This window comes from Vibrio sp. PID17_43, from assembly GCF_002608565.1.
Lineage (GTDB): Bacteria > Pseudomonadota > Gammaproteobacteria > Enterobacterales > Vibrionaceae > Vibrio.
In genome coordinates this window covers 1-25,055 of record NZ_LIXM01000038.1, presented here as the reverse complement: position 1 = coordinate 25,055, position 25,055 = coordinate 1, and the positions used below count along the sequence as shown (strand labels likewise).

Annotated in this window: 25 protein-coding genes, 14 tRNA genes, 2 rRNA genes and 3 pseudogenes; 13 read left to right on the top strand and 31 right to left on the bottom strand. The window is 46.0% G+C overall.

Translation table 11 applies throughout. From position 1 onward, the window contains the following. The 8 genes and pseudogenes from rrf (AK965_RS19450) to AK965_RS20760 all read left to right on the top strand — a co-directional run. A 5S ribosomal RNA gene (gene rrf, locus AK965_RS19450) occupies positions 1-99 on the top strand; the annotation flags it as partial. Positions 100-160: 61 nt separating this feature from the next. Further along, positions 161-236 (top strand) — tRNA-Thr (locus tag AK965_RS19445). A 58-nt stretch (positions 237-294) separates the two neighbouring features. Next, positions 295-410 (top strand): 5S ribosomal RNA (gene rrf, locus AK965_RS19440). 30 nt (positions 411-440) lie between these two features. Then, positions 441-517 (top strand) — tRNA-Asp (locus tag AK965_RS19435). A gap of 376 nt (positions 518-893) precedes the next feature. Then, positions 894-1,142 (top strand): hypothetical protein, encoded by a 249-nt coding sequence (locus tag AK965_RS20780; RefSeq protein ID WP_253252715.1) that lies wholly within the window; start codon positions 894-896, stop codon positions 1,140-1,142. A gap of 52 nt (positions 1,143-1,194) precedes the next feature. Beyond that, positions 1,195-1,760 (top strand): annotated as a pseudogene (locus AK965_RS20970) (aldehyde dehydrogenase family protein). An 86-nt stretch (positions 1,761-1,846) separates the two neighbouring features. After that, positions 1,847-1,996, top strand: a pseudogene (locus tag AK965_RS20765) (aldehyde dehydrogenase family protein); the annotation flags it as partial. A 16-nt stretch (positions 1,997-2,012) separates the two neighbouring features. Beyond that, entirely contained in the window at positions 2,013-2,162 is a 150-nt protein-coding gene (locus tag AK965_RS20760; protein ID WP_253252714.1) for a hypothetical protein, read from the top strand. Positions 2,163-2,292: 130 nt separating this feature from the next. On the opposite strand, the gene AK965_RS19425 is transcribed toward AK965_RS20760, so the two are convergent. From AK965_RS19425 to mutY, 16 genes are all read right to left on the bottom strand, one after another. Continuing rightward, a tRNA-Asn gene (locus AK965_RS19425) sits at positions 2,293-2,368 on the bottom strand. A 14-nt stretch (positions 2,369-2,382) separates the two neighbouring features. After that, positions 2,383-2,458: transfer RNA gene (locus tag AK965_RS19420), tRNA-Thr, on the bottom strand. A gap of 39 nt (positions 2,459-2,497) precedes the next feature. Beyond that, positions 2,498-2,573 (bottom strand) — tRNA-Asn (locus tag AK965_RS19415). A gap of 21 nt (positions 2,574-2,594) precedes the next feature. Next, positions 2,595-2,670: transfer RNA gene (locus AK965_RS19410), tRNA-Thr, on the bottom strand. Positions 2,671-2,721: 51 nt separating this feature from the next. Next, positions 2,722-2,797: transfer RNA gene (locus AK965_RS19405), tRNA-Phe, on the bottom strand. A 253-nt stretch (positions 2,798-3,050) separates the two neighbouring features. After that, positions 3,051-4,676 (bottom strand): methyl-accepting chemotaxis protein, encoded by a 1,626-nt coding sequence (locus AK965_RS19400; RefSeq protein WP_099081141.1) that lies wholly within the window; start codon positions 4,674-4,676, stop codon positions 3,051-3,053. A gap of 303 nt (positions 4,677-4,979) precedes the next feature. Next, positions 4,980-5,055 (bottom strand) — tRNA-Asn (locus AK965_RS19395). Between the two features lie 40 nt (positions 5,056-5,095). Then, a tRNA-Phe gene (locus AK965_RS19390) sits at positions 5,096-5,171 on the bottom strand. A 7-nt stretch (positions 5,172-5,178) separates the two neighbouring features. After that, a tRNA-Thr gene (locus tag AK965_RS19385) sits at positions 5,179-5,254 on the bottom strand. A 74-nt stretch (positions 5,255-5,328) separates the two neighbouring features. After that, a tRNA-Asn gene (locus AK965_RS19380) sits at positions 5,329-5,404 on the bottom strand. Between the two features lie 40 nt (positions 5,405-5,444). Further along, positions 5,445-5,520 (bottom strand) — tRNA-Phe (locus AK965_RS19375). A gap of 7 nt (positions 5,521-5,527) precedes the next feature. Then, a tRNA-Thr gene (locus AK965_RS19370) sits at positions 5,528-5,603 on the bottom strand. Positions 5,604-5,656: 53 nt separating this feature from the next. Continuing rightward, positions 5,657-5,732: transfer RNA gene (locus AK965_RS19365), tRNA-Phe, on the bottom strand. Positions 5,733-5,833: 101 nt separating this feature from the next. Then, positions 5,834-6,973 carry a membrane-bound lytic murein transglycosylase MltC gene (gene mltC, locus AK965_RS19360; protein WP_099081140.1) on the bottom strand — a complete coding sequence of 380 codons (1,140 nt, stop codon included), beginning with the start codon at positions 6,971-6,973 and terminating at the stop codon, positions 5,834-5,836. A gap of 86 nt (positions 6,974-7,059) precedes the next feature. Then, positions 7,060-7,332, bottom strand: coding sequence for an oxidative damage protection protein (locus AK965_RS19355; RefSeq protein WP_099081139.1), 273 nt, complete (start codon positions 7,330-7,332; stop codon positions 7,060-7,062). A 19-nt stretch (positions 7,333-7,351) separates the two neighbouring features. Continuing rightward, positions 7,352-8,428 (bottom strand): A/G-specific adenine glycosylase, encoded by a 1,077-nt coding sequence (gene mutY, locus AK965_RS19350; RefSeq protein WP_099081138.1) that lies wholly within the window; start codon positions 8,426-8,428, stop codon positions 7,352-7,354. 202 nt (positions 8,429-8,630) lie between these two features. Between mutY and trmB the strand changes: the two genes are divergently transcribed. Together trmB and glsB are read left to right on the top strand one after the other, a co-directional pair. Next, on the top strand, positions 8,631-9,350 hold the full coding sequence (gene trmB, locus AK965_RS19345; RefSeq protein WP_099081137.1) for a tRNA (guanosine(46)-N7)-methyltransferase TrmB: 720 nt from the start codon (positions 8,631-8,633) through the stop codon (positions 9,348-9,350). A 208-nt stretch (positions 9,351-9,558) separates the two neighbouring features. After that, positions 9,559-10,479 (top strand): glutaminase B, encoded by a 921-nt coding sequence (glsB, locus tag AK965_RS19340; RefSeq protein ID WP_099081136.1) that lies wholly within the window; start codon positions 9,559-9,561, stop codon positions 10,477-10,479. A 63-nt stretch (positions 10,480-10,542) separates the two neighbouring features. On the opposite strand, the gene hemW is transcribed toward glsB, so the two are convergent. The 7 genes from hemW to AK965_RS19305 all read right to left on the bottom strand — a co-directional run bounded on the left by hemW (position 10,543) and on the right by AK965_RS19305 (position 15,518). Next, complete coding sequence (gene hemW / locus AK965_RS19335; protein WP_099081135.1) at positions 10,543-11,724, bottom strand: radical SAM family heme chaperone HemW; 1,182 nt, start codon at positions 11,722-11,724, stop codon at positions 10,543-10,545. A gap of 18 nt (positions 11,725-11,742) precedes the next feature. Continuing rightward, complete coding sequence (locus AK965_RS19330; protein WP_099081134.1) at positions 11,743-12,345, bottom strand: XTP/dITP diphosphatase; 603 nt, start codon at positions 12,343-12,345, stop codon at positions 11,743-11,745. A 116-nt stretch (positions 12,346-12,461) separates the two neighbouring features. Beyond that, positions 12,462-12,893, bottom strand: coding sequence for a DUF4426 domain-containing protein (locus AK965_RS19325; protein ID WP_099081142.1), 432 nt, complete (start codon positions 12,891-12,893; stop codon positions 12,462-12,464). Between the two features lie 62 nt (positions 12,894-12,955). Then, on the bottom strand, positions 12,956-13,246 hold the full coding sequence (gene yggU, locus AK965_RS19320; protein ID WP_099081133.1) for a DUF167 family protein YggU: 291 nt from the start codon (positions 13,244-13,246) through the stop codon (positions 12,956-12,958). Next, the gene (locus tag AK965_RS19315) at positions 13,246-13,803 is read right to left on the bottom strand and encodes a YggT family protein (protein WP_099081132.1); all 558 of its coding nucleotides are present in this window, start codon (positions 13,801-13,803) and stop codon (positions 13,246-13,248) included. Before AK965_RS19315 ends, yggU begins: the two co-directional genes overlap by 1 nt. A gap of 53 nt (positions 13,804-13,856) precedes the next feature. Further along, entirely contained in the window at positions 13,857-14,675 is an 819-nt protein-coding gene (proC, locus tag AK965_RS19310) for a pyrroline-5-carboxylate reductase (RefSeq protein WP_099081131.1), read from the bottom strand. Positions 14,676-14,804: 129 nt separating this feature from the next. After that, complete coding sequence (locus AK965_RS19305) at positions 14,805-15,518, bottom strand: YggS family pyridoxal phosphate-dependent enzyme (protein WP_099081130.1); 714 nt, start codon at positions 15,516-15,518, stop codon at positions 14,805-14,807. Between the two features lie 28 nt (positions 15,519-15,546). On the opposite strand from AK965_RS19305, the gene AK965_RS19300 reads away from it, so the two are divergent. Both AK965_RS19300 and AK965_RS19295 read left to right on the top strand, forming a co-directional pair. After that, on the top strand, positions 15,547-16,587 hold the full coding sequence (locus AK965_RS19300; protein WP_099081129.1) for a type IV pilus twitching motility protein PilT: 1,041 nt from the start codon (positions 15,547-15,549) through the stop codon (positions 16,585-16,587). A gap of 30 nt (positions 16,588-16,617) precedes the next feature. Continuing rightward, positions 16,618-17,724, top strand: coding sequence for a PilT/PilU family type 4a pilus ATPase (locus tag AK965_RS19295; protein ID WP_099081128.1), 1,107 nt, complete (start codon positions 16,618-16,620; stop codon positions 17,722-17,724). Positions 17,725-17,788: 64 nt separating this feature from the next. On the opposite strand, the gene ruvX is transcribed toward AK965_RS19295, so the two are convergent. The 8 genes from ruvX to metK all read right to left on the bottom strand — a co-directional run bounded on the left by ruvX (position 17,789) and on the right by metK (position 24,408). Next, positions 17,789-18,214, bottom strand: coding sequence for a Holliday junction resolvase RuvX (gene ruvX / locus AK965_RS19290; protein WP_099081127.1), 426 nt, complete (start codon positions 18,212-18,214; stop codon positions 17,789-17,791). A 41-nt stretch (positions 18,215-18,255) separates the two neighbouring features. Beyond that, entirely contained in the window at positions 18,256-18,819 is a 564-nt protein-coding gene (locus AK965_RS19285) for a YqgE/AlgH family protein (protein ID WP_099081126.1), read from the bottom strand. Positions 18,820-18,934: 115 nt separating this feature from the next. Further along, positions 18,935-19,885: a glutathione synthase gene (gene gshB / locus AK965_RS19280; RefSeq protein ID WP_099081125.1), complete on the bottom strand. Its 951-nt coding sequence runs from the start codon at positions 19,883-19,885 to the stop codon at positions 18,935-18,937. Positions 19,886-19,899: 14 nt separating this feature from the next. Next, on the bottom strand, positions 19,900-20,631 hold the full coding sequence (gene rsmE / locus AK965_RS19275; RefSeq protein ID WP_099081124.1) for a 16S rRNA (uracil(1498)-N(3))-methyltransferase: 732 nt from the start codon (positions 20,629-20,631) through the stop codon (positions 19,900-19,902). A 129-nt stretch (positions 20,632-20,760) separates the two neighbouring features. Beyond that, the gene (gene endA / locus AK965_RS19270; protein ID WP_099081123.1) at positions 20,761-21,456 is read right to left on the bottom strand and encodes a deoxyribonuclease I; all 696 of its coding nucleotides are present in this window, start codon (positions 21,454-21,456) and stop codon (positions 20,761-20,763) included. A 150-nt stretch (positions 21,457-21,606) separates the two neighbouring features. After that, positions 21,607-22,104: a SprT family zinc-dependent metalloprotease gene (locus AK965_RS19265; RefSeq protein ID WP_099081122.1), complete on the bottom strand. Its 498-nt coding sequence runs from the start codon at positions 22,102-22,104 to the stop codon at positions 21,607-21,609. Between the two features lie 67 nt (positions 22,105-22,171). Beyond that, positions 22,172-22,969: a DUF2189 domain-containing protein gene (locus tag AK965_RS19260; RefSeq protein WP_099081121.1), complete on the bottom strand. Its 798-nt coding sequence runs from the start codon at positions 22,967-22,969 to the stop codon at positions 22,172-22,174. Positions 22,970-23,253: 284 nt separating this feature from the next. Next, on the bottom strand, positions 23,254-24,408 hold the full coding sequence (metK, locus tag AK965_RS19255; RefSeq protein WP_099081120.1) for a methionine adenosyltransferase: 1,155 nt from the start codon (positions 24,406-24,408) through the stop codon (positions 23,254-23,256). 367 nt (positions 24,409-24,775) lie between these two features. Here metK and AK965_RS19250 point away from each other — a divergent pair. Continuing rightward, positions 24,776-25,055, top strand: a pseudogene (locus AK965_RS19250) (transketolase); the annotation flags it as partial.

Genomic DNA, 25,055 nt, shown 5'->3' with positions numbered 1-25,055 from the left:
TTGGACCCACCTGATTTCCATGCCGAACTCAGAAGTGAAACGAAATAGCGCCGATGGTAGTGTGGGGCTTCCCCATGTGAGAGTAGGACATCGCCAGGCTTTTAATTTAAAAATCCAGTTTCAACAACGGGATTTTTAGTCCTTAGGACGAAAGCAATATGCTGATATGGCTCAGTCGGTAGAGCGCATCCTTGGTAAGGATGAGGTCCCCAGTTCGATTCTGGGTATCAGCACCATTTACCGATTTGCTTTGTATTCTTGAAAAGAATATAAAGCAAAACGAACAAAATTTTACTTGGCGACCATAGCATTTTGGACCCACCTGATTCCATGCCGAACTCAGAAGTGAAACGAAATAGCGCCGATGGTAGTGTGGGGCTTCCCCATGTGAGAGTAGGACATCGCCAGGTTCTTATTAGACTTAATTGTCTGACCAATGCGGAGCGGTAGTTCAGTTGGTTAGAATACCGGCCTGTCACGCCGGGGGTCGCGGGTTCGAGTCCCGTCCGCTCCGCCACTTATTCAGAAAAAGCCCTAGCAGAAATGCTAGGGCTTTTTCGTATATAAAGGAATTTGGTCTGCGATCAACGAGTCCCGCTTGCCTGCAAGCCCAGTCGCTCCATCACTTATTCAGACAAAACCCTAAACTGCGCCTCCCGGAAGAAATGTTAGGGCTTTTTACATCTGTGCTTCTTGCTCTAATCGATTGTTCTTTTGCAATTCTTTAATCACTTACTCACGGACGGTATTACTTCTGTGCATTCATCGGCTTTTTATAAGCAAATGATGAGTCTATATCTTTGACATTCACGATGAGAAAACGATGTTTGCTTTACTCTTATTTACCTGTGGGACTACCCTAATAAGAATTCCCATAGGAGCGCAGTCTAATATTGCAGAAATTACAGAGTGAAGCGCTAAAAGTATTGTTTGAAAACCTGTCTTACAACGGTGGCTTTGCGGTGATAAATCCTGCGACAGAGCAGGATCTAATACGTTTAAAGACAAGCGCCTTAGAAGATATAGACACTCAGCTTGTAGCGTGTAAGCATGCTCAAGTTGAATGGTTCGCAGGCGTAGCTAAACGTGCTTATGGTGAGGTTATCCCATGCTCCCATGAAACGACGACTCTCCACTATTAAATAGCCTGTAGGCGTGTGTGCGGCGATTAAACCGTGGAATTTCCCTATTGCAATGCTCACCAGAAAAGCGGCTCCTGCATTGGTTGCGGGTTGTGGCATGGTTATCAAGCCTTCAGAGTTAACATCATTGACCGGCTCTAGCTGTGGTTGAGTTCGCCCATCAAGCTGGTAACCCTAAAGCACCTTATCTATGGTCGTTCCTGAACAAGCTGCGGAGTTTGGTTTCGTGCTCAGTACAGATCCTAGGATCAAGAAAATTTCATTTACAGGTTTGACTCGTGTCGGCAAGATTTTGATGAGGCAGGCAAGCGATACAGTAAAAGCGGTCTCAATGGAGTTCGGTGGGAATGCACATTTATTGTTTTTGAAGATGCCGACTTAGATGCGGCAGCTAATGGGCTGATTGCTTCTAAGTTTCGCAATGCTGGCCAGACTTGCATTTGTACCAATCGTTTATATGTACATAAGAATGTGAAAGAGGTATTTGTCGCGAAGCTCCTTAACAAAGTGGCTAAGTTGAAATTCTCTAATGGTGTCGCTACCGACTCTACTCTTGGCCCTGTGATTACAATGGCGGCTAAGCGTCGCTTAGAGGCTGTGTTCGTTCAATCGCCATAAGAGGGGGGGGTAAGTTGCTTAATTAGTCTAAGAAGCGTTCTGGGCGCTTTGTAGAGCCTGTTGTCTTAGGCCATGCAGAGCAAAGTATTGCTATTGTCCAACAAGAGCGGTTTGGCCCAGTATTGCCTATTGTTACTTTTGAATATGATGAACAAGTACTCATGATGGCTAATGGCACAGAGTATGGTTTAGCTTGTTATTTCTATACAGACAGCTTGCAACGTATTGTCACGTTTAACGAAGGTTTGGAGTATGGAATGGTTGGTGTCAATGAAGGGCTTATTTCAACAGAAGTCGCACCTTTGGCGCACCAAAGAATCCGGCGTCGGTCGTGAAGGGGCTAAGCAGGAGATAGGTGAAGACTTAGAGACAAAATATGTTTGTCTTGGTGGTTTAAGCTGACGACTTGCTTATCTGAATTGGGATAAAACGAGAAAGCGAGGTTTTGAGCCTGGCTTTTTGAATTAGAATAAAATAATCAGTTGATTCCAAATGCAAAAAAGCCGCATCAATGATGCGGCTTCTTTTTATTTGGCTCCTCCTGCTGGGCTCGAACCAGCGACCTGCGGATTAACAGTCCGTCGCTCTACCAACTGAGCTAAGGAGGAACAAATTTTATTAGTGGTGCCGACTACCGGAATCGAACTGGTGACCTACTGATTACAAGTCAGTTGCTCTACCTACTGAGCTAAGTCGGCACATTTTCGTTAATAAGTAATCGACTTATTAACTGAAAGTGGCTCCTCCTGCTGGGCTCGAACCAGCGACCTGCGGATTAACAGTCCGTCGCTCTACCAACTGAGCTAAGGAGGAATTGTCTTGAAAAAGAATAAATGGTGCCGACTACCGGAATCGAACTGGTGACCTACTGATTACAAGTCAGTTGCTCTACCTACTGAGCTAAGTCGGCACACTGTATTCTATTTTGTCGTTCGTACTAAGCACCAACAACTAGAAATTTTGGTGCCCGGAGGCGGAATCGAACCACCGACACGAGGATTTTCAATCCTCTGCTCTACCGACTGAGCTATCCGGGCGACGAGGTGTATTAAAAGGTTTTTCGCCTTTGAGGTCAACAACAAAATGCAAAAAAAATATCGTTTGCTGTTTTTGTGTTCGTAATGGCTTGTTTTCGAACATTTCAGCTTGATAGTAACGGTTTCATGGGCGTTAACAGTTATTGTAAATCCAGTCTTTTACACGAATGTGCGTAAAAAAAGTAAAGCACGCCTATAAAAAGCGTGCTTTAAAACGGGTGTTCTGATGAAAACAAACGGCATTAGTGGACTTTTAACGACGGATTGTAAATTTATTTACCCAACTGCCGAGCTGATCGGCTAAACGAGATAGCCCAAGCGTGCTAGTTTGGCTCTGTGCAACCACATCATTTAACTGTGTACTACTTTCTTCAATTAGGTTAATACGGTGAGCAATGTCGTTACTCACATCTGTTTGTTCACCCGATGCACTGGCAATTTGTTGACTCATTAAGCTGATCGACTCAAGGGCATGCACGATTTGCTCAAGCGCTTGAGAGGCTGTGCGAGATTCCTCAACCGTGCTTTGACTGGTGGCGGCACACAGCTCCATCGTTTGGATGGCATTGCGTGAGCCTGTTTGCAAATTAATGATCATTTCTTGGATTTCTTTCGTGCTGGCTTGAGTGCGGCCCGCCAGATTGCGAACTTCATCAGCCACTACGGCAAATCCACGTCCTTGTTCACCCGCTCTGGCCGCCTCAATGGCCGCATTGAGTGCTAACAAATTGGTCTGTTCTGCAATATCACCAATCACATCCAGGACTTTAACAATAGCATTGACGTCTTTATCTAAGGCGGACACCACTTGGCTTGCGGTCGTTAATTGAGCGGCTAAACCTTCAATGTTGTCTACCGTGCTGTTGATCAATTGCTGTGTTTGTTGACTTTGCTGATCGGCTTGCTCTGTGTTGTGCGCGGTTTCATTGGCTGAGTCGGCAACATTGCTGGCCGATGAGGCCATTTCCGTCATGGCGGTGGCGATCATCGCTGTTGATTGCTGTTGAGAGGCGGTGAGATCAACGATGGTTTCTGTTCGTGTTTCAACTGCTTGCAGTTCCTCTCGCAAGGCATGCATTGATGTTTCCATTTTTTCAATCAATTCGGCGAGTGAAAAGTTCATATCTTGAACCGCTTCGTAGATGCTGCCTCTCACGGGCATTTTGGCAAAGTCGGTCTTAATATTGCCATGCACCACATCTTGAATGGCATTTCGTACTTCTTGTGGCTCACCACCAAGTAGGGCAAGCATGCGTCGAATAGCAATGATAAGGATGGTAAAGATCCCCGCGGCAATCAGAATACATAGAGCAAGTTGCCATTGAGCCGTTAACCAGAAGCGTTGATCCACCTCATTGGAGTTGATCCCCGTACCGACAACCCAGCCCCACGTTGGGGTTTTTTGTGCGATCGAAACAATATCGACGATATCCCCATCAGGTCCTTTTGATGTCCAGTGATATTCGGCAATACCATTTGGATTTTTTGCCGTCGCATTTAAGAGGATTTGCGCCACACTTTGACCGCTACCATCTTTGAAATCATGAAAGCTCGTGCCATGCAATTGAGGGTCTAATGGCGCGGCGACAAAATCCATATTTTCGTCAGCCACATAAACGTATTCGTTGTCTTTGTATATGTTATTTTGCATCAATTGCATTGCGAATGACTTGGCATCTTCAGTGGACAACTTGCCTTCATTTGCCATTTTTTCAACGGTGGTTAACATGCTATAAGCACTGCGAAAATGCTCAGTAATTCGAGCTTTGTTATCCAGATCACTGGCGTATCTTAGTGTCCATAGCCCAGATAAGGTGAGAGCAATAAGGGCGATTAATATGATGGCCGATAATAGGTACGCTTGTTTTTCTAATTTCATAGATCACTCGCAAGACTAAATAGAGTCTGATGGGTTAAAATTGCACATGCAAAAAATAACTTATAATAATGTAAATAAAGCTTACATCTACAATTGAGTTTTGATTCTTTGATAATGCTTAAGTTTTTACAAAGAATGGGCAATCAGTTGGTGAGTAAATGAATAGTAAGAATGAAATTTTCTTCTAAATTATGATTCATGATTAATGAATTGAAGCGTAAGGGAGAAAAGATAAGTCGGTGAGGTTTGAGTCAATTTGACATATAAAAAAAAAGCCAAGTCCGAAGACTTGGCTTTCTAAAGTGGCTCCTCCTGCTGGGCTCGAACCAGCGACCTGCGGATTAACAGTCCGTCGCTCTACCAACTGAGCTAAGGAGGAACTATTCTGTTTGTGTCTTGCTAAACAAGCGCACCAAAAATGGTGCCTCGAGGCGGAATCGAACCACCGACACGAGGATTTTCAATCCTCTGCTCTACCGACTGAGCTATCGAGGCAAAAGAATGGTGCCGACTACCGGAATCGAACTGGTGACCTACTGATTACAAGTCAGTTGCTCTACCTACTGAGCTAAGTCGGCACACTTTTATTCTTTTTCTTAGAAGAGAATACTCTTCATTGTATAGAATCTCACTAATATGAAATTCTAGTAAGTGGCTCCTCCTGCTGGGCTCGAACCAGCGACCTGCGGATTAACAGTCCGTCGCTCTACCAACTGAGCTAAGGAGGAACTATTCTGTTTGTGTCTTGCTAAACAAGCGCACCAAAAATGGTGCCTCGAGGCGGAATCGAACCACCGACACGAGGATTTTCAATCCTCTGCTCTACCGACTGAGCTATCGAGGCAAAAGAATGGTGCCGACTACCGGAATCGAACTGGTGACCTACTGATTACAAGTCAGTTGCTCTACCTACTGAGCTAAGTCGGCACACTAATATTCTTTGCTAACTGTTCGTGCTATGCACCAACAATTCTAAATTATGGTGCCCGGAGGCGGAATCGAACCACCGACACGAGGATTTTCAATCCTCTGCTCTACCGACTGAGCTATCCGGGCTAACGGAGCGCTATTAAACGGATTTTCCTGCTTTCCGTCAACTACTTTTTTCAAATAATTTCAAAAAAGCGTTTGTTTGAGTGCTTTTTATTCGCTTGTTGCTACAAGGTTTGTTCAGAGTTGAATTCCCTTTTGAAGTTTGTAACTTTTTCTAGGTATCGGCGAGCTTCTGCATTTGGGTGCTTTTTGGTGAGGGCCCAATAAACTTGGTTTGGCTGTAAAGAATTTAAATCTTGCATGGCTCGTTTTCTGTCTGAACGATTAAATGTGCTCAAAACGCCCCCTGTGCCACCGTTGTAAGCCGAGATCATGCTGTATTCCAACGATGAAGGATGGCGAACATCTTTCAAGTAGCGGTTTTTGAGAATGTAGAAATAGGCGGTGCCGGCATCAATGTTGTTTTCTGGATTGAACAAGTACTCAGGACTTGGTTGTCCTGGTTTGTTTTTCACCAACTTAAATACATCACGACCCGCTGTTTTTGGTACGACCTGCATCAATCCATACGCATTTGCCCAACTTACCGCATACGGGTTAAAGCTACTTTCGGTCTTGATGATGGCGTAAATCAGATCTTCAGGAATATCGTATTTCTTCGATGCACGACGCACGATGTCTGCGTATTGGTAACTACGTTGCGAGAAGTGATCTTCTACCATAGGGATTTCAACGTAGTAGGCTTTCTTGAAATCGACATCTTTGGTTTTGACTTGGTTAGCAATCAAGTAATCGGCAAAGCGATTGGCGCGCCATGACCATTGAATGGGCTTCTTATCTTGGTCTACCACCTGTTTATACAGAAATGGTTGGCCCTCTAATATGATCTCTTTAGAAGAGAATAAGTCGACATTGCCAGGATCATCTGGAGTGAGTAGGGTGGTGATGATGGCGTTCTTTAGGTGTTGTTGTGGTTCTGTTGGTGAAACGGTTTCAATGGTGATGACACCTTTTTGGAAGTCAACCTCAGCTCGACTCAAATAGTTATCGATGTACTTAACGTAATTGCTTTTGCCAGCGAATTTAACTTCACGTTGGCCCCAGCGTTTTTGGATGTTACCAGAGAAGCTGTTGATCAGAGCATCCAGAGCGGCGGTGTCTTTTTCGAATTGTCCGGGCAACTCAGCTAAGTTAGTGGCAAAGCGGTTGGTTGGCTCATAGTCGATGTGGTACATCTGCTCTACAAATTCACGACTGCAACCTGTTAACAAAAGTGCGCTGACAATAAAGGTGATTTTTTTCATAAGTGACGACGTGGCATTTGGGACGCTAATATAAAAATGACACCATAAAATTCTTTATGATGTCATTGTTTTGGAACAAGTTTGTCTTATTCGCTTGGTGGGGTGTAGCCTTCGATATGAACCTCTTTTCCTTCGAATAGGAAGTTCACCATCTCCGTTTCGATCAGTTTACGATGGTCAGGATCCATCATGTTGAGTTTCTTTTCATTGATCAACATGGTTTGTTTATGTTGCCACTGAGCCCAGGCTTCTTTCGAAATGTTATCGAAAATGCGTTTACCTAGTTCACCTGGGTAAAGTTGAAAGTCTAGACCTTCGCCTTCTTTTTTTAATCGAGCACAAAAAACAGTGCGGCTCATAATGATTCCTTGTATTGAATTAACGCAGTTCATGGGGTAGCGCTTCTAGTAGTAGCTTCACTGGCGCAGCTAACCCGACTTCTTCAGGTTTAGATAAGTTATACCAAAGACCTTTGTTACCTTCCATCATCACATTCGGTTGCTTTGACAGGTCAATCAAAATCGGTGTGATATCGAGGTGGTAATGACTGAATGTGTGGCGGAACGTAATCAGTGTCTCTTGATGTTTAATATCGCTAGCTTGAATGCCGCGCTGTTCAAGTAGCAAATCAATGTCGCTCTCTACATCCACATGTTCAGTTTGTGGAAAGCAAAACAACCCGCCCCAAATTCCGGTTTGTGGTCTCTGCTCTAGCCAAACTTCGTGATCATTCTCATTGCCGTGGTGAAGCATCACAAAGCGGGTTTGTTTTATGGGTTTGTCTTTCTTCGGCTTCTTACCCGGATAGTCGAGCACATTGCCTTGTTTTTTCGCCACACAGAAGTCGTTGACCGGGCACAAGGTGCACTTGGGCTTGCTACGCGTGCATACCATCGCACCCATGTCCATCATGGCCTGGTTGTACTTATCGACCTGCGTATTTGGGGTGTGTGTTTCGGCAATCTCCCACAGTTGGGTTTCGACTTTCTTTTGTCCAGGCCAACCGTCAACCGCAAAACAGCGAGAAAGAGTGCGCTTGACGTTACCATCTAGAATCGCATGAGGCAGATTGTAGACAGACGACAACACAGCTGCCGCTGTAGAGCGACCTATCCCCGGTAGGGCATTCATCTGTTCGATATCGAGAGGAAACTCTCCCTTATATTTATGGGCGACCTCTTTGGCGGCTTTATGAAGGTTTCGTGCTCGGGCGTAATAACCTAACCCCGTCCAAAGGTGCAGTACTTCATCTTGCTCGGCGTTAGCGAGGTCGACTACCGTCGGAAAGCGCGCTAAGAAACGTTGGTAATAAGGAATTACCGTGGTGACCTGGGTTTGCTGAAGCATGATTTCAGACAACCAGACACTGTAAGTGGTCTTGTTTTGTTGCCATGGAAGATCTTTGCGTCCATAGGCGTCATACCATTCTAAGATGGCACTGGCGAAAGGTGTCACGACTTACTCTGTATTCTATTATTGGATAGGAGCAAAATTGCACCACGAATACGATGTAAGTACAACAGGTAAACTATGGGGATATAGGCTTTCGTTGGGTTGCTTTTGAATAGCCACCGTCTGATGGCTCAACAAATACTTGCACCTAAGTGAATTCTTTGGATAATCCCCGCTTTGATTAATCAATGTGCAGGCAAAATCAATGAGTGAAGTAACCACAAACGAATACAACGAAGACGGCAAGTTGATCCGTAAAATACGCAGTTTCGTACGTCGTGAAGGCCGTTTAACTAAGGGCCAAGAAAACGCGATGAATGAGTGCTGGCCAACAATGGGTATCGATTACAAAGCTGAGCTTCTTGATTGGAAAGAAGTATTTGGCAATGATAACCCAGTAGTGCTTGAAATCGGTTTTGGTATGGGTGCTTCATTGGTTGAAATGGCAAAGAACGCGCCAGAAAAAAACTTCATTGGTATTGAAGTGCACAGCCCTGGTGTTGGCGCTTGTCTTGCGGATGCGCGTGAAGCGGGCATCAGCAATCTACGCGTAATGTGTCATGATGCGGTTGAAGTGTTCGAGCACATGATCCCAGACGCTAGCCTAGCGACGCTGCAATTGTTTTTCCCTGACCCATGGCACAAAAAGCGTCACCACAAACGCCGTATCGTACAGCTTGAGTTCGCTGAAATGGTTCGTCAGAAGCTTATTCCTAACGAGGGGATCTTCCACATGGCGACCGACTGGGAAAACTACGCTGAGCACATGATTGAAATTATGAACCAAGCACCAGGTTTTGCGAACATCGCAGAAGATGGTGACTTTGTTCCTCGTCCTGAAGAGCGTCCTCTGACTAAATTCGAAGCTCGTGGTCACCGTTTGGGTCACGGGGTGTGGGACATCAAGTTCAAGCGTACTGCTTAACGTTGAATAAATTGATGTTCTGTTATGCGGTATGGCTGAGCTCTAAGTTGTCTTAAGCAAATAGCGGCTTCCTCCACCAATCGCATTATCAATGTGGTATTGAAACCATAATCGAATCGAACGAATTCAATGGAAAGGCCAACCTCTGCGTTGGCTTTTTTTATCTCAGAACTTAGGTAGTTTTGGGTTTGTGACAAGAAGGTAGATAATGAAACCTACAGCGCAGATTTTGACAGATATTTTGGCGGAAGTTCGCCCTTTGATTGGCCAAGGAAAAGTTGCAGATTACATTCCGGCTTTAGCAAAAGTGCCGAATACGAAATTGGGTATTGCGGTTTACACCAATGAAGGTGAGGTGATCAATGCGGGTGATGCCGAAGAGCCATTTTCGATTCAGTCGATCTCGAAAGCGCTGAGTCTTACTCTTGCGATGTGTCTGTATAAACAAGAAGAGATCTGGTCTCGTGTTGGTAAGGAGCCCTCTGGTCAAGCATTTAACTCGATGATTCAGCTTGAAATGGAGCAAGGTATTCCTCGTAATCCGTTCATCAATGCGGGGGCGATTGTGGTGGCTGATCTTCTGCAAAGTCGTTTATCAGCGCCGCGTCAGCGTTTATTAGACTTTGCTCGTCAACTGTCTGGGGATACGCATATTGTTTATGATAAAGTCGTCGCTGCGTCCGAGATGATGCATGGTGATCGTAATGCTGCGATAGCCTATTTGATGCGCTCGTTTGGCAACTTCGAAAACGACGTCATACCCGTACTACAAAATTACTTCCATGCTTGTGCATTGAAGATGAGCTGTGTTGATTTGGCGAAAACCTTTAGTTATCTCGCTAACAAAGGTACCTCAGTACAAACGGGTAAGCCTGTGGTCTCACCGATGCAAACCAAGCAACTTAATGCGTTGTTAGCAACTTGCGGCCTGTACGATGGTGCTGGTGAGTTCGCTTATCGTGTCGGGATGCCGGGTAAGTCGGGCGTGGGTGGTGGCATTATTGCCGTCGTACCAGGTGAGATGACGATAGCGGTCTGGTCACCGGAACTGGATGCTTCTGGCAATTCGTTGGCTGGTACCAAAGCTCTTGAACTCCTTTCTGAGCGTATTGGCCGTTCGATATTCTAACGTCAAGTACACAAAAAATGCCTCTCGATTGAGAGGCATTTTTTTATTCGAACCTCGAGATGTTTACGACTCTTCGTCTTCTTCTGCCATGAAGGCTTCTAACAAATCATTGAGGAAGAGTTTTCCTTTTTCAGTGATCTGCCAATGGGTATCGCTTTCACTGAGGTAACCCATCTCAAGCGCCCAATTGATAGTGTCTTGAATCGTGCTGAGTGGTAAACCTGTCGTCCTCACATAATCTTGTTTTGGGCACGCTTCCATTAAGCGAAAACGGTTCATAAAGAACTCGAATGGGCGGTCTTCGTTTACGACCAGTTGCTCGCTATCGAGGTACGGCTTGACCATATTCTGATACGCCATTAAGTAGCCACGAGGGTGTTTGACCTTGGTGGTACGAACGATGCGACCATCAGCAAAGCTCAGCTTACCGTGTGAGCCACAACCAATGCCAAGGTAATCACCAAAGCGCCAGTAGTTCAGGTTGTGCTGACATTGATAGCCCGGCTTGCTGTAACCAGAAATCTCGTATTGAACGTAACCTGCCGCTGCGAGTTTCTTATGTCCTTGCTCGAAGATATCCCACAAGTCATCGTCATCTGGCAGAGTCGGTGGCTTGTAGTAGAACATGGTGTTTGGTTCGATGGTCAGCTGATACCAAGACAAGTGAGGTGGCGCTAACTCAATCGCTTTGTCCAAATCTGCTAAGGCTTGTTCGATGCTTTGATCCGGTAAGCCGTGCATGAGATCGAGGTTAAAGCTGTTCAAACCGATGTGGTGCGCCAACTTAGCGGCATTGACGGCTTCGTCTTGACCGTGAATACGCCCCAAACGCTCAAGCTTTTGTTGCTCAAAACTTTGCACACCGATAGATATACGCGTTACGCCAGCCTTGCGGTAGCCAGCAAAACGCTCTGCTTCGATGGTGCCAGGGTTGGCTTCCATAGTAATTTCGATTTCAGGCTTGAATGGAATACGCGCTTCAATGCCCTTTAATAGGCGCTCGATGCCTTCTGCCGAAATCAAACTAGGCGTACCACCGCCAATGAAGATTGAATGCAGTGGGCGTGGCGCTTCATTTAGGCGGTATTTCTCAATGTCGGTATCCAAGTCTTCAAGAAGGGCATTGATGTACTCTTCTTCTGGAATCTCGGCTTTAAGCGCGTGAGAGTTAAAGTCGCAATACGGGCATTTTTGTACACACCATGGGATGTGAACATACAAGCTAAGATCAGGAGGTGTTAACATGGGCGCACTCACTCGATATTATTGCGAAACTTGTTCAGACAGTTGAGCGAAAAGAGATTTCAGCGCCTTACCACGGTGAGACAGCTGCTTTTTACGTGTCGGCTCTAGCTCGGCAGAGGCGCAGTTGTCTTCTGGCACGAAGAAGATAGGGTCGTAGCCAAAGCCATTTTCGCCTTGTGCTTCTGTCAGGATACGACCTTCCCACTTACCGTGACAGACGATAGGCGTTGGATCGTTCTCATGACGCATCAACACTAATACGCAGTGGAAACGAGCGGTGCGTTCTGCTTCTGGTACACCTTCCATCGCATTTAGTAGCTTTTCTAGGTTCTCTTGGTCAGACGCGTTTTCACCAGCGTAACGAGCAGAGTAAATGCCTGGTGCCCCTTTCAAGAAATCAACTTCTAGACCAGAGTCGTCAGCAATCGCAGGTAGACCCGTTTCCTGTGCAGCATGACGCGCTTTGATGATTGCGTTTTCAATGAAAGTCGTACCAGTTTCTGCTACTTCAGATACGTTGAACTCACTTTGCGCCAATACTTCAAAACCGAAGTCAGACAGCAGATCTGCCATCTCACGAACTTTGCCTTGGTTGCCTGTTGCTAGCACTATCTTTTTCATGGTCGTCTCTTTCTGTAGCGATAAAGGGAGAACGCGATGTTCTCCCTGGTCAATACGTTATAAGTGTCAAAAAGCATTTAGATCATGACAACCTAAATAACCTGAGTTCAGGTTAACTACTCTTCGACATAAAACTTCTGGGTGAATTTAAGCTTACCTGAGCCTTTGTTACCAGCTTTAACATCAATATCGAAGGTAAAAGTTTCTTCGTTGGTGATTGGCAGTTCAGCTAGGTAGTAAATAGCGTCGCCTTCTTTGAATTCACGGAAGGTGAGCTTTTGAATTTGGCCAATTAAGTTTCTTGCTTGACCACTAATTTGGGCCTGAACGGCGGGCTTACCCAGTGAAGCTCTGTCTAACACGCTGATGTTCACTACGGCATTATAGCCATTGCGTTTAATGTCGTAGCTGCGGGCAATTTTGGGGGTTAAGAACGTCGAGTTAAACGTAATATAGTGTACTTCGATGTCTTTCATGGTTTTGAACTGACCTGCCATTGTTGGTAAAGCTAATAGGCTGATCAGTAGGGCGGTAATCCATTTGCTCATTTTTACATCCTCAAATCGATCTTTATTATTAAGTTTGGCACGGAAACGTAAACAAAAAGCCATCATAAGATGGCTTTAATTTCAGTCGGTATTTGTTGTGGGGATTCTATCCGAATTTGTTTGTGTCGTCCTAGTTCACCTTTTTCTATGTGAACCAATCCCTTAGCAACTTTAAATTGTTTGGCTAAAAACTTGGTTAGGTGCGCATTGGCTTTGCCATCGACAGGTGGTGCAGTGATGGCAATTTTTAGCTCTTCACCATGCAAGCCGACGATTTTGTCACGGCTTGCTTTGGGTTGAATATAGAGCTTGAGGATAACGTCATCGCCGTCATGCCAAACTGCGTCAGACATTACAGTTGGTACCAGATTGGACCAACAATGTCGCCCATTAGGAAATTCGCGAATTGCAGACCGATGAACAGAACCAGTACGCTTAAGTCAAAGCCACCCATTGCAGGGATAATGCGACGGATTGGAGCAAGCATTGGCTCGGTCAGTTGATGGAACACGTATTCAATTGGGCTGCGACCTTGGCTTACCCAACTTAGAATCGCTCGAATCAATAGCACCCAGAATAGCAAACCACCCGCGGCTTTAATTAAAGACAGCAAGCCTAGAAATAGGAAGTCTGCGCTGAAAGAGACCGAACCATTTGAGGCGATAAGGATCAGTGCGACAAACTTAAGCACACACAATACGTAAGCAAACAGCACTGTCGCTAAGTCGATGCCACCCAATGATGGGATGATGCGACGTAGTGGACCGACTACAGGCTGTGTTGCTTTAACGATGAATTGCGAGAACGGGTTGTAGAAATCTGCTCGTGCAGCTTGCAACCAAATACGCAAAATTACGACCATGATGTATAGGTCAAATAGGGTTGAGATGAGAAAACTCATTGAATTCATAAGGTACCCTTAAAAGTAATGAACGACACGCCCTTGCTGTGCCGAGCAGATAATTAAAACAGTTTTTCCATTTCTTCAGCGCGCGCAACCGCAGCTTGCATTGCTTTCGCTACAATATCAGAGAGTTGATGATCATTGAACGTGCGTAGCGCTTCTGCCGTGGTGCCACCTTTCGAGGTCACGTTTTCACGCAGGGTAGAAAGTTCAGTTTGAGGATTTTCTACTACCATGCGTGCCGCGCCAAGCGCCGATTGTTGGATGAGCATACGTGCAGTATCGTTATCAAAACCTTGAGCAATGGCCTCTGCTTGCATCGCCTCCATAAATAGAAAGAAGTACGCTGGCGCACTACCTGCAGCTGCAATCACATTGTTGATGCCTGATTCTTGCTCAACCCAGCATACTTTACCGACCGCTTGCATCAGATCCGCTGCGAATGCCTTGTCTTGCTCTGAAACGAGTTCAGGAGCGTAAAGACCGCTCATGCCCAAACCTAGTTGAGAAGGTGTGTTTGGCATCACGCGAACCAAGTTCAGCTTAGTTGCCAGCATGTCATCCAAACGTGAGCAGTTGATGCCAGCTGCGATAGATATAACCAGTTTATTGCTAAAGTCGACAGATTGCAGTGGCTTACACACTTCCTCCATCATTTGTGGCTTCACAGACAATACGACAACATCTGCCTCCGTCGCGGCTGCGATGTTATCGCTGGTGGTACGGATACCAAAGTCTTGCTCAAGCCGTAATCGACGCGTATCAGACGGAGCGGTCGCGATAATGTGTTGTGCTGGGTAGCCGTTAGCTACAAGTCCAGAAACAATCGCTCTCACCATATTCCCTGCGCCGATAAAGGCAATGTTTTTGTGTTCCATTTATCTGATTCCCAAGTATAAATTATTGCGGTTTGTTGCTCTCTCAGGTGATAGTTCTATGAAGCGCCCTTGCTGATGAAATGTTCGGCGGTAAGATTCCAAATCGCGATTAGCCCAAGCATTGAGTGATTATTCGTTTTTGTTGGAATAGTCCCGCCCGCCAAAAATAGCAGTACCGATACGCACCATGGTGCTACCTGCTTCGATGGCGGCGTTCATGTCACCACTCATCCCCATCGAAAGCGTGTCGACATCTGGGTATTGCAAGGCTAACTTTTGCTTCAACTGCGCAAGTTGTGTAAATGCACGAAGCTGTGACGCGTAGTCTGGCACGTTAGCCGGAATTGACATCAATCCTCTTAACGTGAGGTTTGGTAAGCGAGAAATCAACTCAGCCAGTTCGAATATTTCTGCATCAGTAACGCCGGACTTTGACTCTTCACCACTGGTGTTGACTTGAATCAGAACTTGCAATGGTTTTAATGCACTAGGGCGTTGATCGTTAAGGCGCTGAGCGATTTTTGCGCGGTCAATGGTGTGAACCCAATCGAAGTGTTCGGCGACAAGTCGGGATTTATTGGACTGAATTGGACCAATGAAGTGCCATTCGATTTGATAATCTGGACAATGCTCGGCAAAGTGCTGAACTTTACTGACGCCTTCTTGGACGTAGTTTTCACCAAACGCCACTTGGCCTGATTGGTAGGCTTCGAGAATGGCCTCGACAGGTTTGGTTTTGCTAACTGCTAAAAGTTGCACTGACTCTGGAGAACGGCCACATTTTTGTTCGTTGTGTCGAATTTGGTAGGTGATATGTTCAATGTTTTGTTGAATACTACTCATAGCTGTACTTTAGACTTAAGGATTTTAAATGGATATCACTGAGTTACTGGATTTTAGTGTAAAACATAATGCTTCGGATCTACACCTTTCTGCAGGTGTACCACCAATGGTCCGTATTGATGGCGATGTGAGAAAGCTCGGCATTCCGGCATTTACACACCAAGAAGTGCATCGTCTGGTTTTTGAAATCATGAACGATGCACAGCGCAGTGAATTCGAAGAAAAACTCGAAGTCGATTTCTCATTTGAGTTGCACAACGTTGGCCGGTTCCGTGTCAACGCGTTCAACCAATCTCGCGGTTGTGCGGCGGTGTTTCGTACCATTCCGAGTAGCATTCCAACATTGGATGATCTCGAAGCGCCAGAAATTTTCCGAAAGATTGCCAACGCGGAAAAAGGTCTGGTACTCGTTACGGGCCCAACCGGTTCGGGTAAATCGACCACCTTAGCTGCCATTGTTGACTACATTAACCGTAATCACAACAAGCATATCCTCACAATTGAAGATCCTATTGAATTTGTTCATAACAACAATAAATGTTTGATCAACCAACGTGAAGTTCACCGTGATACTCACAGCTTCCAAAATGCGTTGCGTAGCGCGCTACGTGAAGACCCAGATGTGATCCTAGTTGGTGAGATGCGGGATAAAGAAACCATCAGCCTCGCGCTTACCGCAGCCGAAACGGGTCACTTAGTGTTTGGTACCTTGCACACCAGTTCTGCGGCAAAAACCATCGACCGTATTATTGATGTATTTCCTGGTAGTGATAAAGACATGGTACGTTCGATGTTGTCTGAATCTTTGCGCTCGGTCATCGCACAGAAACTGCTTAAACGCACGGCTAGTGGACGTATTGCTTGCCATGAAATCATGATGGCTACGCCAGCGATTCGTAACTTGATCCGTGAAGATAAAGTCGCGCAAATGTACTCGATTATTCAGACTGGCGCTGCACATGGCATGCAAACTATGGAGCAAAACGCACGCCAGTTGATGGCTCAAGGTATGGTTTCTCGTGAAGAGGTCGAGAAAAAGGTTGGCATAGAAGCGCAGCAATTCTCGTAACGATCATTTAGGTAATAGTGAATACGGAATATGGATCTGAATAAATTTCTTGAAGGCATGCTGACGCTCAAAGCGTCGGATCTTTATATCACTGTTGGAGCGCCGATTCTGTTTCGTGTGGATGGGGAATTGCGCCCGCAGGGCGAAAAGTTGACAGAGCATGATGTCGCGCACTTACTTGATAGTGCGATGGATCCTGAGCGACGCCAGGAGTTTCGTAAAAGTCGGGAATCCAACTTTGCGATTGTCAGAGATTGTGGTCGATTCCGTGTGAGCGCTTTCTTCCAGCGCGAGTTACCAGGAGCGGTGATTCGTCGTATTGAAACCAATATACCGACCTTTGAGCAATTAAAGTTGCCGTTGGTGCTACAAGATTTGGCGATTGCAAAACGTGGCTTAGTGCTGGTGGTGGGGGCTACGGGGTCGGGTAAGTCGACCACGATGGCAGCGATGACGGGCTATCGCAACAACAATAAAACTGGCCATATTCTGACGGTGGAAGATCCGATTGAATTTGTGCATGAACACAAGCGTTGTATTGTGACGCAGCGTGAAGTTGGGTTAGATACGGATAGTTATGAAATCGCGTTAAAGAATTCGTTACGCCAAGCGCCAGATATGATTTTGATTGGTGAGATCCGCAGTCGAGAAACCATGGAATACGCCATGACCTTTGCGGAAACCGGCCACCTATGCATGGCAACACTGCATGCCAACAACGCCAATCAAGCGCTTGAGCGCATTTTGCATTTAGTTCCGAGTGAGCAAAAAGAGCAGTTCCTGTTTGACTTGTCGATGAACTTGAAAGGTGTGATTGCTCAGCAGTTGATCCGTGATAAGAATGGCCAAGGCCGTCACGCTGTGTTTGAGATCCTTTTAAATAGTCCACGCGTGTCAGATTTGATCCGTCGCGGTGATTTGCATGAACTCAAAACGACGATGGCACGCTCAAATGAATTTGGCATGCTGACTTTCGACCAGTCGCTCTACAAGTTGGTGATGCAAGGTAAGATCAGTGAAGAAGATGCGTTGCACAGTGCTGATTCTGCCAATGATCTGCGTTTGATGCTCAAAACCCAGCGTGGCGATGCCTTCTCTACTGGCAGCTTAGCGAACGTTAAAATCGATATGGATTGATGAGTTTCAGACCATAAAAAAAGGTTGGCATCTGCCAACCTTTTTTATTTTGCTTCAATCAATGTTACGCATTCCAAAGGTTTTCGAACCAGCTCTCTAGAATCACGACAGCCGATTGACAGTCGATATTGCCTTTCGATAGCGCTTTGTAACCGCCCATGCTGAACAGATCTGAACGAGCTTCAGCGGTAGATAATCGCTCATCGTGGAGTTCAACAGGTAAGCCATAACGGCCTTGAAGGCGATTCGCAAACTTTTTCGCGCGTGGCGTAATGGTTTCCAAATCCCTACCATGTAAGTCTGTTGGTAGGCCAACAACGAGTAAGTCTGGCTGCCACTCTTTTATTTGTTTCTCAATGTCATCCCAGTTAGGAATGCCATCATTGGCTTTGAATGCTTTCAGTGGAGAAGCTGTGCCGGTGATTTCTTGGCCGATGGCACTACCAATACTTTTGGTACCGAAGTCAAAGGCCATTATTGTGCGTGACATAAAGTGTCCCGAATCTAAATGTGATGAAAGTAGTCTGTTTATTACGCATGACCAGCATCAGCAGAGAGCTGGCTAGGATCAATGCCAAGTTTCTCTACGGCTTTTTTCCAGCGATCAGTGATTGGCGTATCGAAAATGATTTCTGGCGTCGCTTCGATGGTCAACCATGAGTTTTCAGCTAGCTCTGTTTCTAACTGCCCCGCACTCCAGCCAGAATAACCAAGCGCGACGAGGTAATCGCTTGGTTCAGCCTCGGTACCCAGTACCGACAAGATATCGCGAGATGTCGTAACGGCAAGCTCATCTGTCATTTGAATGCTAGATTCATAGTAGTCTTTCGGCTTGTGTAGGATAAAGCCACGATCTTCTGATACGGGACCACCATTATAAACCGGCCTATCTAAACTTGCTTCAAACAAGCGTGGGTGTACTGGCTGCACTTCGACTTGCTTAAGCATGTTACCCACCGTGATATCAACGGGGGCATTGATCATTAACCCCATAGCGCCTTCTGCGTTGTGTTCACAGACGTAGATAACGCTATTCTGGAAGTAGGGATCTTTCATTCCCGGCATGGCAACTAAGAAATGGTTGGTGAGGTTCATCTCATATCGACCTTTAAGGCAAGCTTGATCGCTTAAGCAAGCCTCAGTCATATTTGTCGGCGTTTGCTTAAGCGAATAACGGTTAGGCTCTCTAATAACTGTACTACAGTTTGAGTTATTCGCCTTTTATGCGACGTTCGATGGCGTCCATGAGTTTACCGGTAATGGATATATCAAAGGCCGCTTCAATTTCACGAATGCAAGTTGGGCTGGTCACGTTGATCTCGGTTAGTTTGTCACCAATCACATCCAGACCGACAAAGATAAGGCCTTTTTCTTTCAGCGTAGGGCCAACAGCTTGCGCTATTTTCAGGTCTGTGTCGCTTAGCGGACGAGCTTCACCGGTTCCGCCAGCAGCGAGGTTACCGCGCGTTTCGCCTTTTGCTGGAATACGAGCTAAACAGTAAGGCATCGGCTCTCCGTCAACCACGAGGATACGTTTATCACCATTGCTGATGTCTGGCACGAAAGTTTGCGCCATCGCGTAGTATTGGCCATGGTTGGTTAGGGTTTCGATGATCACCGATACATTAGGATCGTTCTCTTTCACGCGGAAGATAGAAGCGCCCCCCATACCATCAAGTGGTTTTAGGATCACGTCGCCGTGCTGTTCACGGAAGGCTTTAATTCTCTCCGCTTTACGTGTCACGATAGTGGTCGGAGTCAACTCTGGGAACCAAGCGGTATAAAGTTTTTCGTTGCAGTCGCGTAGGCTCTGAGGTTTGTTGACGATTAAGGTGCCTTGCTCTTCAGCACGCTCAAGAATGTAAGTGGCGTAGATGAATTCCGTGTCGAACGGAGGATCTTTACGCATCAGAACGGCGTCTAGCTCAGACAGTTCGATGCTTTGCTCTGACTTGAACTCGTACCAACCGTTTGGGTCTTCTTTTAGTGTCACAATTTTCGTATCAGCAATAGCGACACCTTGGTCAAGGTGAAGGTCGCCCATTTCCATGTAATGGATTTCGTAGCCGCGGCGTTGTGCTTCCAGCATCATGGCAAAGCTCGAGTCTTTCTTGATATTAATGGACGAAATTGGATCCATTACAATGCCGAGTTTGATCATTATTTTTCTCCGTTTTAACCAAGATCGCCGAAACGAACTTGTAAGGCTGTAATTGCTGTTAGAGCCGCTGTTTCGGTACGCAAAACACGTGGGCCAAGCAGCGTCTCTTCAAATTGGTATTCGCGTGTCATATCGATCTCTTCAGAAGACAGGCCGCCTTCAGGGCCGATCAATAGGCGCACGTTCTCAACTGGCGTCGGTAAGGTATTAATTGAGTATTTTGCACGAGGGTGAAGATTAAGCTTCAAGCCGTCATACTCTTCCTGACACCACTGCTCTAAACTCATGATTGGGCGGATTTCTGGCACGATGTTGCGACCACACTGCTCACAAGCGCTGATGGCGATTTTTTGCCACTGGGCGAGTTTCTTTTCAAAGCGCTTTTGGTCCAGTTTCACACCACAGCGTTCAGAGATGAGGGGAGTAATGGTGTTTACGCCTAGCTCTACCGATTTTTGAATTGTGAACTCCATTTTATCACCACGAGAAATAACCTGACCGAGGTGTAGGTCTAGAGGTGATTCAACGCTGTTTTCTACACGTTCAGTTAGGTTAACCATTACGTTCTTTTTGCTAACTTCACTGATAAGTGCAGGGAATTCTGCGCCACTGCCGTCAAATAGCAAGACCTCTTGACCTTCTTTCATGCGAAGTACACGGCCGATATGGTTTGCTGCGTCTTCGCTTAAAGCAAGTGAGCCAAGTTGTGGAATGGTTTCTGGATGAAAAATTCGAGGGATACGCATGAGAATTCCAGCAAGAGACAAAAGTTAGCTCTTAACATGGGTGCTTTCCAGCTAAAAAACAAGGGGCAAGAGCCGTGTAAATGATAACGCCTCTTGCTGCTGGGAGGAATGACTGCTTACATGAACAAGTTACAGTGCGCGGCAAGCTTCCTGAACAAATGGATTGTGGTTACCTTGAATTTTGGCGATACGCTTGTCACGCTCACACTCCCATTTGTCTGCAGGGTATGTTTTGTTCCACGCCATCATCAAGTTGGTTTGTTGTTTAGACAGCTTAAAGCCGTACTCCTCACTCATGTACAGATACGTACGGGCGATCGAGCCGCGCGCGCGTTCAGGCGGCATCACTTTGCGCTGCTTGAAGTTCACTTGCATTTCACAGCGACCGTAGCTTACGCCATCCAATCCATTCCACTGGCTGAAGTTATAGTTAGAACGGTCTCCGTTCACTTCGCCGATGGCTGGCGTCAGATTATGCAGATCCGCTTCCATAGAACGGAAGGTCTTATCGTTGCGTGAACAGTTTTTGCGTCCACCTATTTGCCAGCACTGACGTTGGTGACCAAATTGCCAAGCTGGAACCACATGCTCCCACTCGATGCGAGAGGCGCGTTTTTCTTGCTTGCGAACTTGGTAGCCACAGGATGCTAAGTCAGGTACGCCTTTTTTGCCTTGCCATTTAATGTCACAACCACAGTAAAAGCTGCTTGGGTGATCTTGGTAGATTTTTACCGCTTCCCGCTTGGCGGCAGAAAATGAGTTTGGCGGAGCCGCAATCGTAGCGCTAGACACAAGGATAAGTAGAAAAGAGAACAGGTATTTCATGATTAAAGTCTTTAAAAAGTGTGACTTTATCCATTCTAACACGCACAAATGGGCTTTAGTGATGAGTAAGTTGACAATAAGGGGGTAAAAGAAAAGCGTTAAGAGAAACGCTCTATATTATTGGTATAGAAAAGTGGAGAGTAGGCAGACTTAAGAGAGCTGAACACCGGTGAAATCAAGTGCTTTACGACACTTTTGACAAGAGTATACGGCTTCTTTGCGTAAAACCTTATTATGGCGACGAATAGACAGAGGATAGGTCATGCAACCACAGCGATACTCGAAGGTTTTTCCTTGTACAGAGGCTACATCGAAGCTATGAGTGGTCTTGGCGGGCACTTTGAATACGGCTTCCATAACGCCTTGCCATTCTTTACCGTGTGGGCGAACGCGACCGTATACTTGATAGGTAATTAAGTGTGCCACTTCGTGTGGGATCACTTCTTTGATAAAAGCTTGAGGGTTTTCCTTGAAGAGTTTTGGATTCAAACGGACTTCATTCAGTTTCAGGTACGCTTTGCCTGCGGCTTTCCCACGTACATTGAAAGTCAGAGAAGGAATTGGAAAAGAACGTTTGAAGGCTTGTTCTGCCATCGCGATGCAATCTGCCATCACCTGTTTGGCTTTGTAGCTCAGTTCTCTATCCACAACTCACCCCCGTTTACCCAATAAAAAGCCCCCGCGTTTGCGAGGGCTGGATCATAGCATTAGTTTTCTAGGGCGTGTGCTTTTTCTTAATGATGGCATGATACGCATGCCAAGTTCCGTAGCCAAGGATTGGCATAGTAAACAGCATACCGATGCCGTAGGTGGCAAAGCCGATTAAGATGCCGCCGCAGATAATCGCCGCCCATACGATCATTGCAGGAATGTTGGATTTTACCGCGTTAAAGCTTGTGAATACGGCGGTCATCATGTCGATGCGACGTTCCATCATCAGTGGAATTGAGAAAGCTGATATGCTGAAAACGATACAAGCCAAGACGAAACCAACCAGTGAACCGATGACCAAGAATGGTAGAAACTCCGTCAGTGGTGCACCTTGTACTGATGGATAGAGCGCATGAAGAAGCGCAGCAATACGCATCCAAAAAATCATACATACAGCGAGCAACACGGCGAACGCCCACTGAGATGTCGAGTTACGGCTAATGGCCTTCATAGAGTGGAGCAAGCTAGGTTTGTGCCCTCGCTCTCTTTCCCAACTTGCATCGTATAAGCCGAGTGCAAGGAATGGACCTATTAGCATGTAAACAATAAGACTTGGCATCACGACTAAGTGAGTGCCTTGCCATTGAACCAGCAGCACAATACCAATTGCTGCCGCCATAAAACAGATGCCGTAGAAGGCACTGATGATTGGCATGCGAACGAAGTCATGCAGACCTAGCGCGAGCCAGTGAAATGGCGCGGATAGGTTAACGGTATTGCATGGAATGGTTCTGGCGTATTCGTTATCTGGTACTTCCTTTCGTTTACCTTGGAAGTCAGATGGATTTATGGTACGAGGCATAGCTCCTCCTTGATTTATTCCCACGGCGGCACCTAGGCCATAAACGATGTTTGGCTGACGTTTTTCATGACTCTTTTAGCCACGCGAGCCCGCATCATAGTTCTTTATGCTATATACATCGAAAAGTGCATTTAACATTATGTTAACTATTGGCAGATATGGGGCAATTTACAAATAATTGCTGAATTTTTGTTCGGCAAAAGAAACAAGGAAAGAAATAAGTAGGCAGAAACAAAAAGCCCCCGCCAAAAGGCGAGGGCTCTATCGATTCTAATGTAGCTCGATTACTTGATGCCAGCGAAATCGCGTAGAAGTTCAGCTTTATCAGTCGCTTCCCATGGGAACTCTTCACGACCGAAGTGACCGTATGCTGCTGTCTTCTTGTAGATTGGTTGAAGAAGGTTAAGCATTTCTTGGAGACCATATGGACGTAGGTCGAAGAACTGACGAACCGCTTCAATGATGATGTCGTGAGACACTTTCTCAGTACCGAAGGTTTCAACCATGATCGACGTTGGATCCGCAACACCGATTGCGTAAGAAAGTTGGATTTCACAACGGTCTGCCATACCAGCCGCTACGATGTTTTTCGCTACATAACGTGCTGCGTAGGCTGCAGAGCGGTCTACTTTCGATGGATCTTTACCAGAGAATGCTCCTCCACCGTGACGAGCTGCGCCGCCGTAGGTATCTACGATGATTTTACGACCAGTTAGACCACAGTCACCCATCGGGCCACCGATAACAAAACGGCCAGTCGGGTTGATGAAGAACTTCGTCTCCTTGTTGAGCCATTCTGCAGGTAACACTGGTTTAATGATGGTTTCCATCACTGCTTCACGTAGGTCTGGTGTTGAAATAGTGTCACAATGCTGAGTTGAAAGTACAACGGCATCAATACCTACGATTTTACCTTGATCGTATTGGAACGTTACCTGAGATTTTGCGTCTGGACGTAACCAAGGTAGTGTGCCGTTCTTACGCACTTCCGCTTGCTTTTGAACAAGACGGTGAGAGTAAGTAATAGGAGCAGGCATTAGAATTTCAGTTTCGTTTGTCGCGTAACCGAACATGATGCCTTGGTCGCCCGCGCCTTGCTCTTTAGGATCAGCTTTATCAACACCTTGATTGATGTCTGGAGATTGCTTACCAATGGTGTTTAAAACAGCACAAGAGTTCGCATCGAAGCCCATGTCTGAATGTACGTAGCCGATTTCACGAACGGTTTCACGAGTCAGTTCTTCGATATCAACCCATGCGGAAGTGGTCACTTCACCACCAACCATCACCATGCCGGTTTTTACGTAGGTTTCACAAGCAACACGTGCTTTTGGGTCTTGCTCAAGAATTGCATCAAGAACTGCGTCAGAGATTTGGTCTGCGATTTTATCTGGATGACCTTCTGATACCGACTCAGAAGTGAACAGGTGCTTAGCCATGATAGCTCCAATCTTAAGGTTTACTCATGGCTAACTAACGCAAGCTTGCCACGAAAAATACAATACAGTTTGTAGGTGTTTCTACATCTAGACGTCTATTTTAAATTCCCTTGTTCGAATTACAAGCTCTTTTTCTGATCGAATTCATCAAACTTGCCACCCAATCGTTTGCTTTATACATGGTGGATTTTGGGAGAATGCATGTAGTCAGCGAAAAGATTGACCTAAAACCTCAAAAATGGCGAGTAAAACGTTTGCAGTCGGTTTTTGGCTCTGAGAGAATATTGCCCGCACCTTTATACCCAAGTTACTTGAGTATAGTGCCCATATTCCTTTATTAATTCGCTTAATGCACTCAGGAGCAGACATGTCTTCTCGTAAACATCTGGCTAATGCAATCCGCGCTCTAAGCATGGATGGCGTTCAACAAGCAAACTCTGGCCACCCAGGCGCCCCTATGGGTATGGCTGATATCGCTGAAGTTCTTTGGCGTTCTCACCTAAACCACAACCCTGCTAACCCAGAGTGGGCTGACCGTGACCGTTTCGTACTGTCTAACGGCCACGGCTCTATGCTGATTTACTCTCTACTGCACCTGAGCGGTTACGAGCTGTCTATCGATGATCTTAAGAACTTCCGTCAGCTTC

Coding starts and splice junctions, on each gene's coding strand:
- trmB (WP_099081137.1), top strand. CDS start 8,631: ATGAGTGAAGTAACCACAAACGAATACAACGAAGACGGCAAGTTGATC.
- rsmE (WP_099081124.1), bottom strand. CDS start 20,631: ATGCGTATCCCTCGAATTTTTCATCCAGAAACCATTCCACAACTTGGC.
- ruvX (WP_099081127.1), bottom strand. CDS start 18,214: ATGTCACGCACAATAATGGCCTTTGACTTCGGTACCAAAAGTATTGGT.
- hemW (WP_099081135.1), bottom strand. CDS start 11,724: ATGTTAACACCTCCTGATCTTAGCTTGTATGTTCACATCCCATGGTGT.
- AK965_RS20760 (WP_253252714.1), top strand. CDS start 2,013: ATGGAATGGTTGGTGTCAATGAAGGGCTTATTTCAACAGAAGTCGCAC.
- AK965_RS19330 (WP_099081134.1), bottom strand. CDS start 12,345: ATGAAAAAGATAGTGCTAGCAACAGGCAACCAAGGCAAAGTTCGTGAG.
- AK965_RS19400 (WP_099081141.1), bottom strand. CDS start 4,676: ATGAAATTAGAAAAACAAGCGTACCTATTATCGGCCATCATATTAATC.
- glsB (WP_099081136.1), top strand. CDS start 9,559: ATGAAACCTACAGCGCAGATTTTGACAGATATTTTGGCGGAAGTTCGC.
- AK965_RS19260 (WP_099081121.1), bottom strand. CDS start 22,969: ATGCCTCGTACCATAAATCCATCTGACTTCCAAGGTAAACGAAAGGAA.
- AK965_RS19285 (WP_099081126.1), bottom strand. CDS start 18,819: ATGAACCTCACCAACCATTTCTTAGTTGCCATGCCGGGAATGAAAGAT.
- AK965_RS19300 (WP_099081129.1), top strand. CDS start 15,547: ATGGATATCACTGAGTTACTGGATTTTAGTGTAAAACATAATGCTTCG.
- endA (WP_099081123.1), bottom strand. CDS start 21,456: ATGAAATACCTGTTCTCTTTTCTACTTATCCTTGTGTCTAGCGCTACG.
- metK (WP_099081120.1), bottom strand. CDS start 24,408: ATGGCTAAGCACCTGTTCACTTCTGAGTCGGTATCAGAAGGTCATCCA.
- yggU (WP_099081133.1), bottom strand. CDS start 13,246: ATGTCTGACGCAGTTTGGCATGACGGCGATGACGTTATCCTCAAGCTC.
- proC (WP_099081131.1), bottom strand. CDS start 14,675: ATGGAACACAAAAACATTGCCTTTATCGGCGCAGGGAATATGGTGAGA.
- AK965_RS19305 (WP_099081130.1), bottom strand. CDS start 15,518: ATGAGTAGTATTCAACAAAACATTGAACATATCACCTACCAAATTCGA.
- AK965_RS19325 (WP_099081142.1), bottom strand. CDS start 12,893: ATGAGCAAATGGATTACCGCCCTACTGATCAGCCTATTAGCTTTACCA.
- gshB (WP_099081125.1), bottom strand. CDS start 19,885: ATGATCAAACTCGGCATTGTAATGGATCCAATTTCGTCCATTAATATC.
- AK965_RS19295 (WP_099081128.1), top strand. CDS start 16,618: ATGGATCTGAATAAATTTCTTGAAGGCATGCTGACGCTCAAAGCGTCG.
- mltC (WP_099081140.1), bottom strand. CDS start 6,973: ATGAAAAAAATCACCTTTATTGTCAGCGCACTTTTGTTAACAGGTTGC.
- AK965_RS19315 (WP_099081132.1), bottom strand. CDS start 13,803: ATGAATTCAATGAGTTTTCTCATCTCAACCCTATTTGACCTATACATC.
- AK965_RS19355 (WP_099081139.1), bottom strand. CDS start 7,332: ATGAGCCGCACTGTTTTTTGTGCTCGATTAAAAAAAGAAGGCGAAGGT.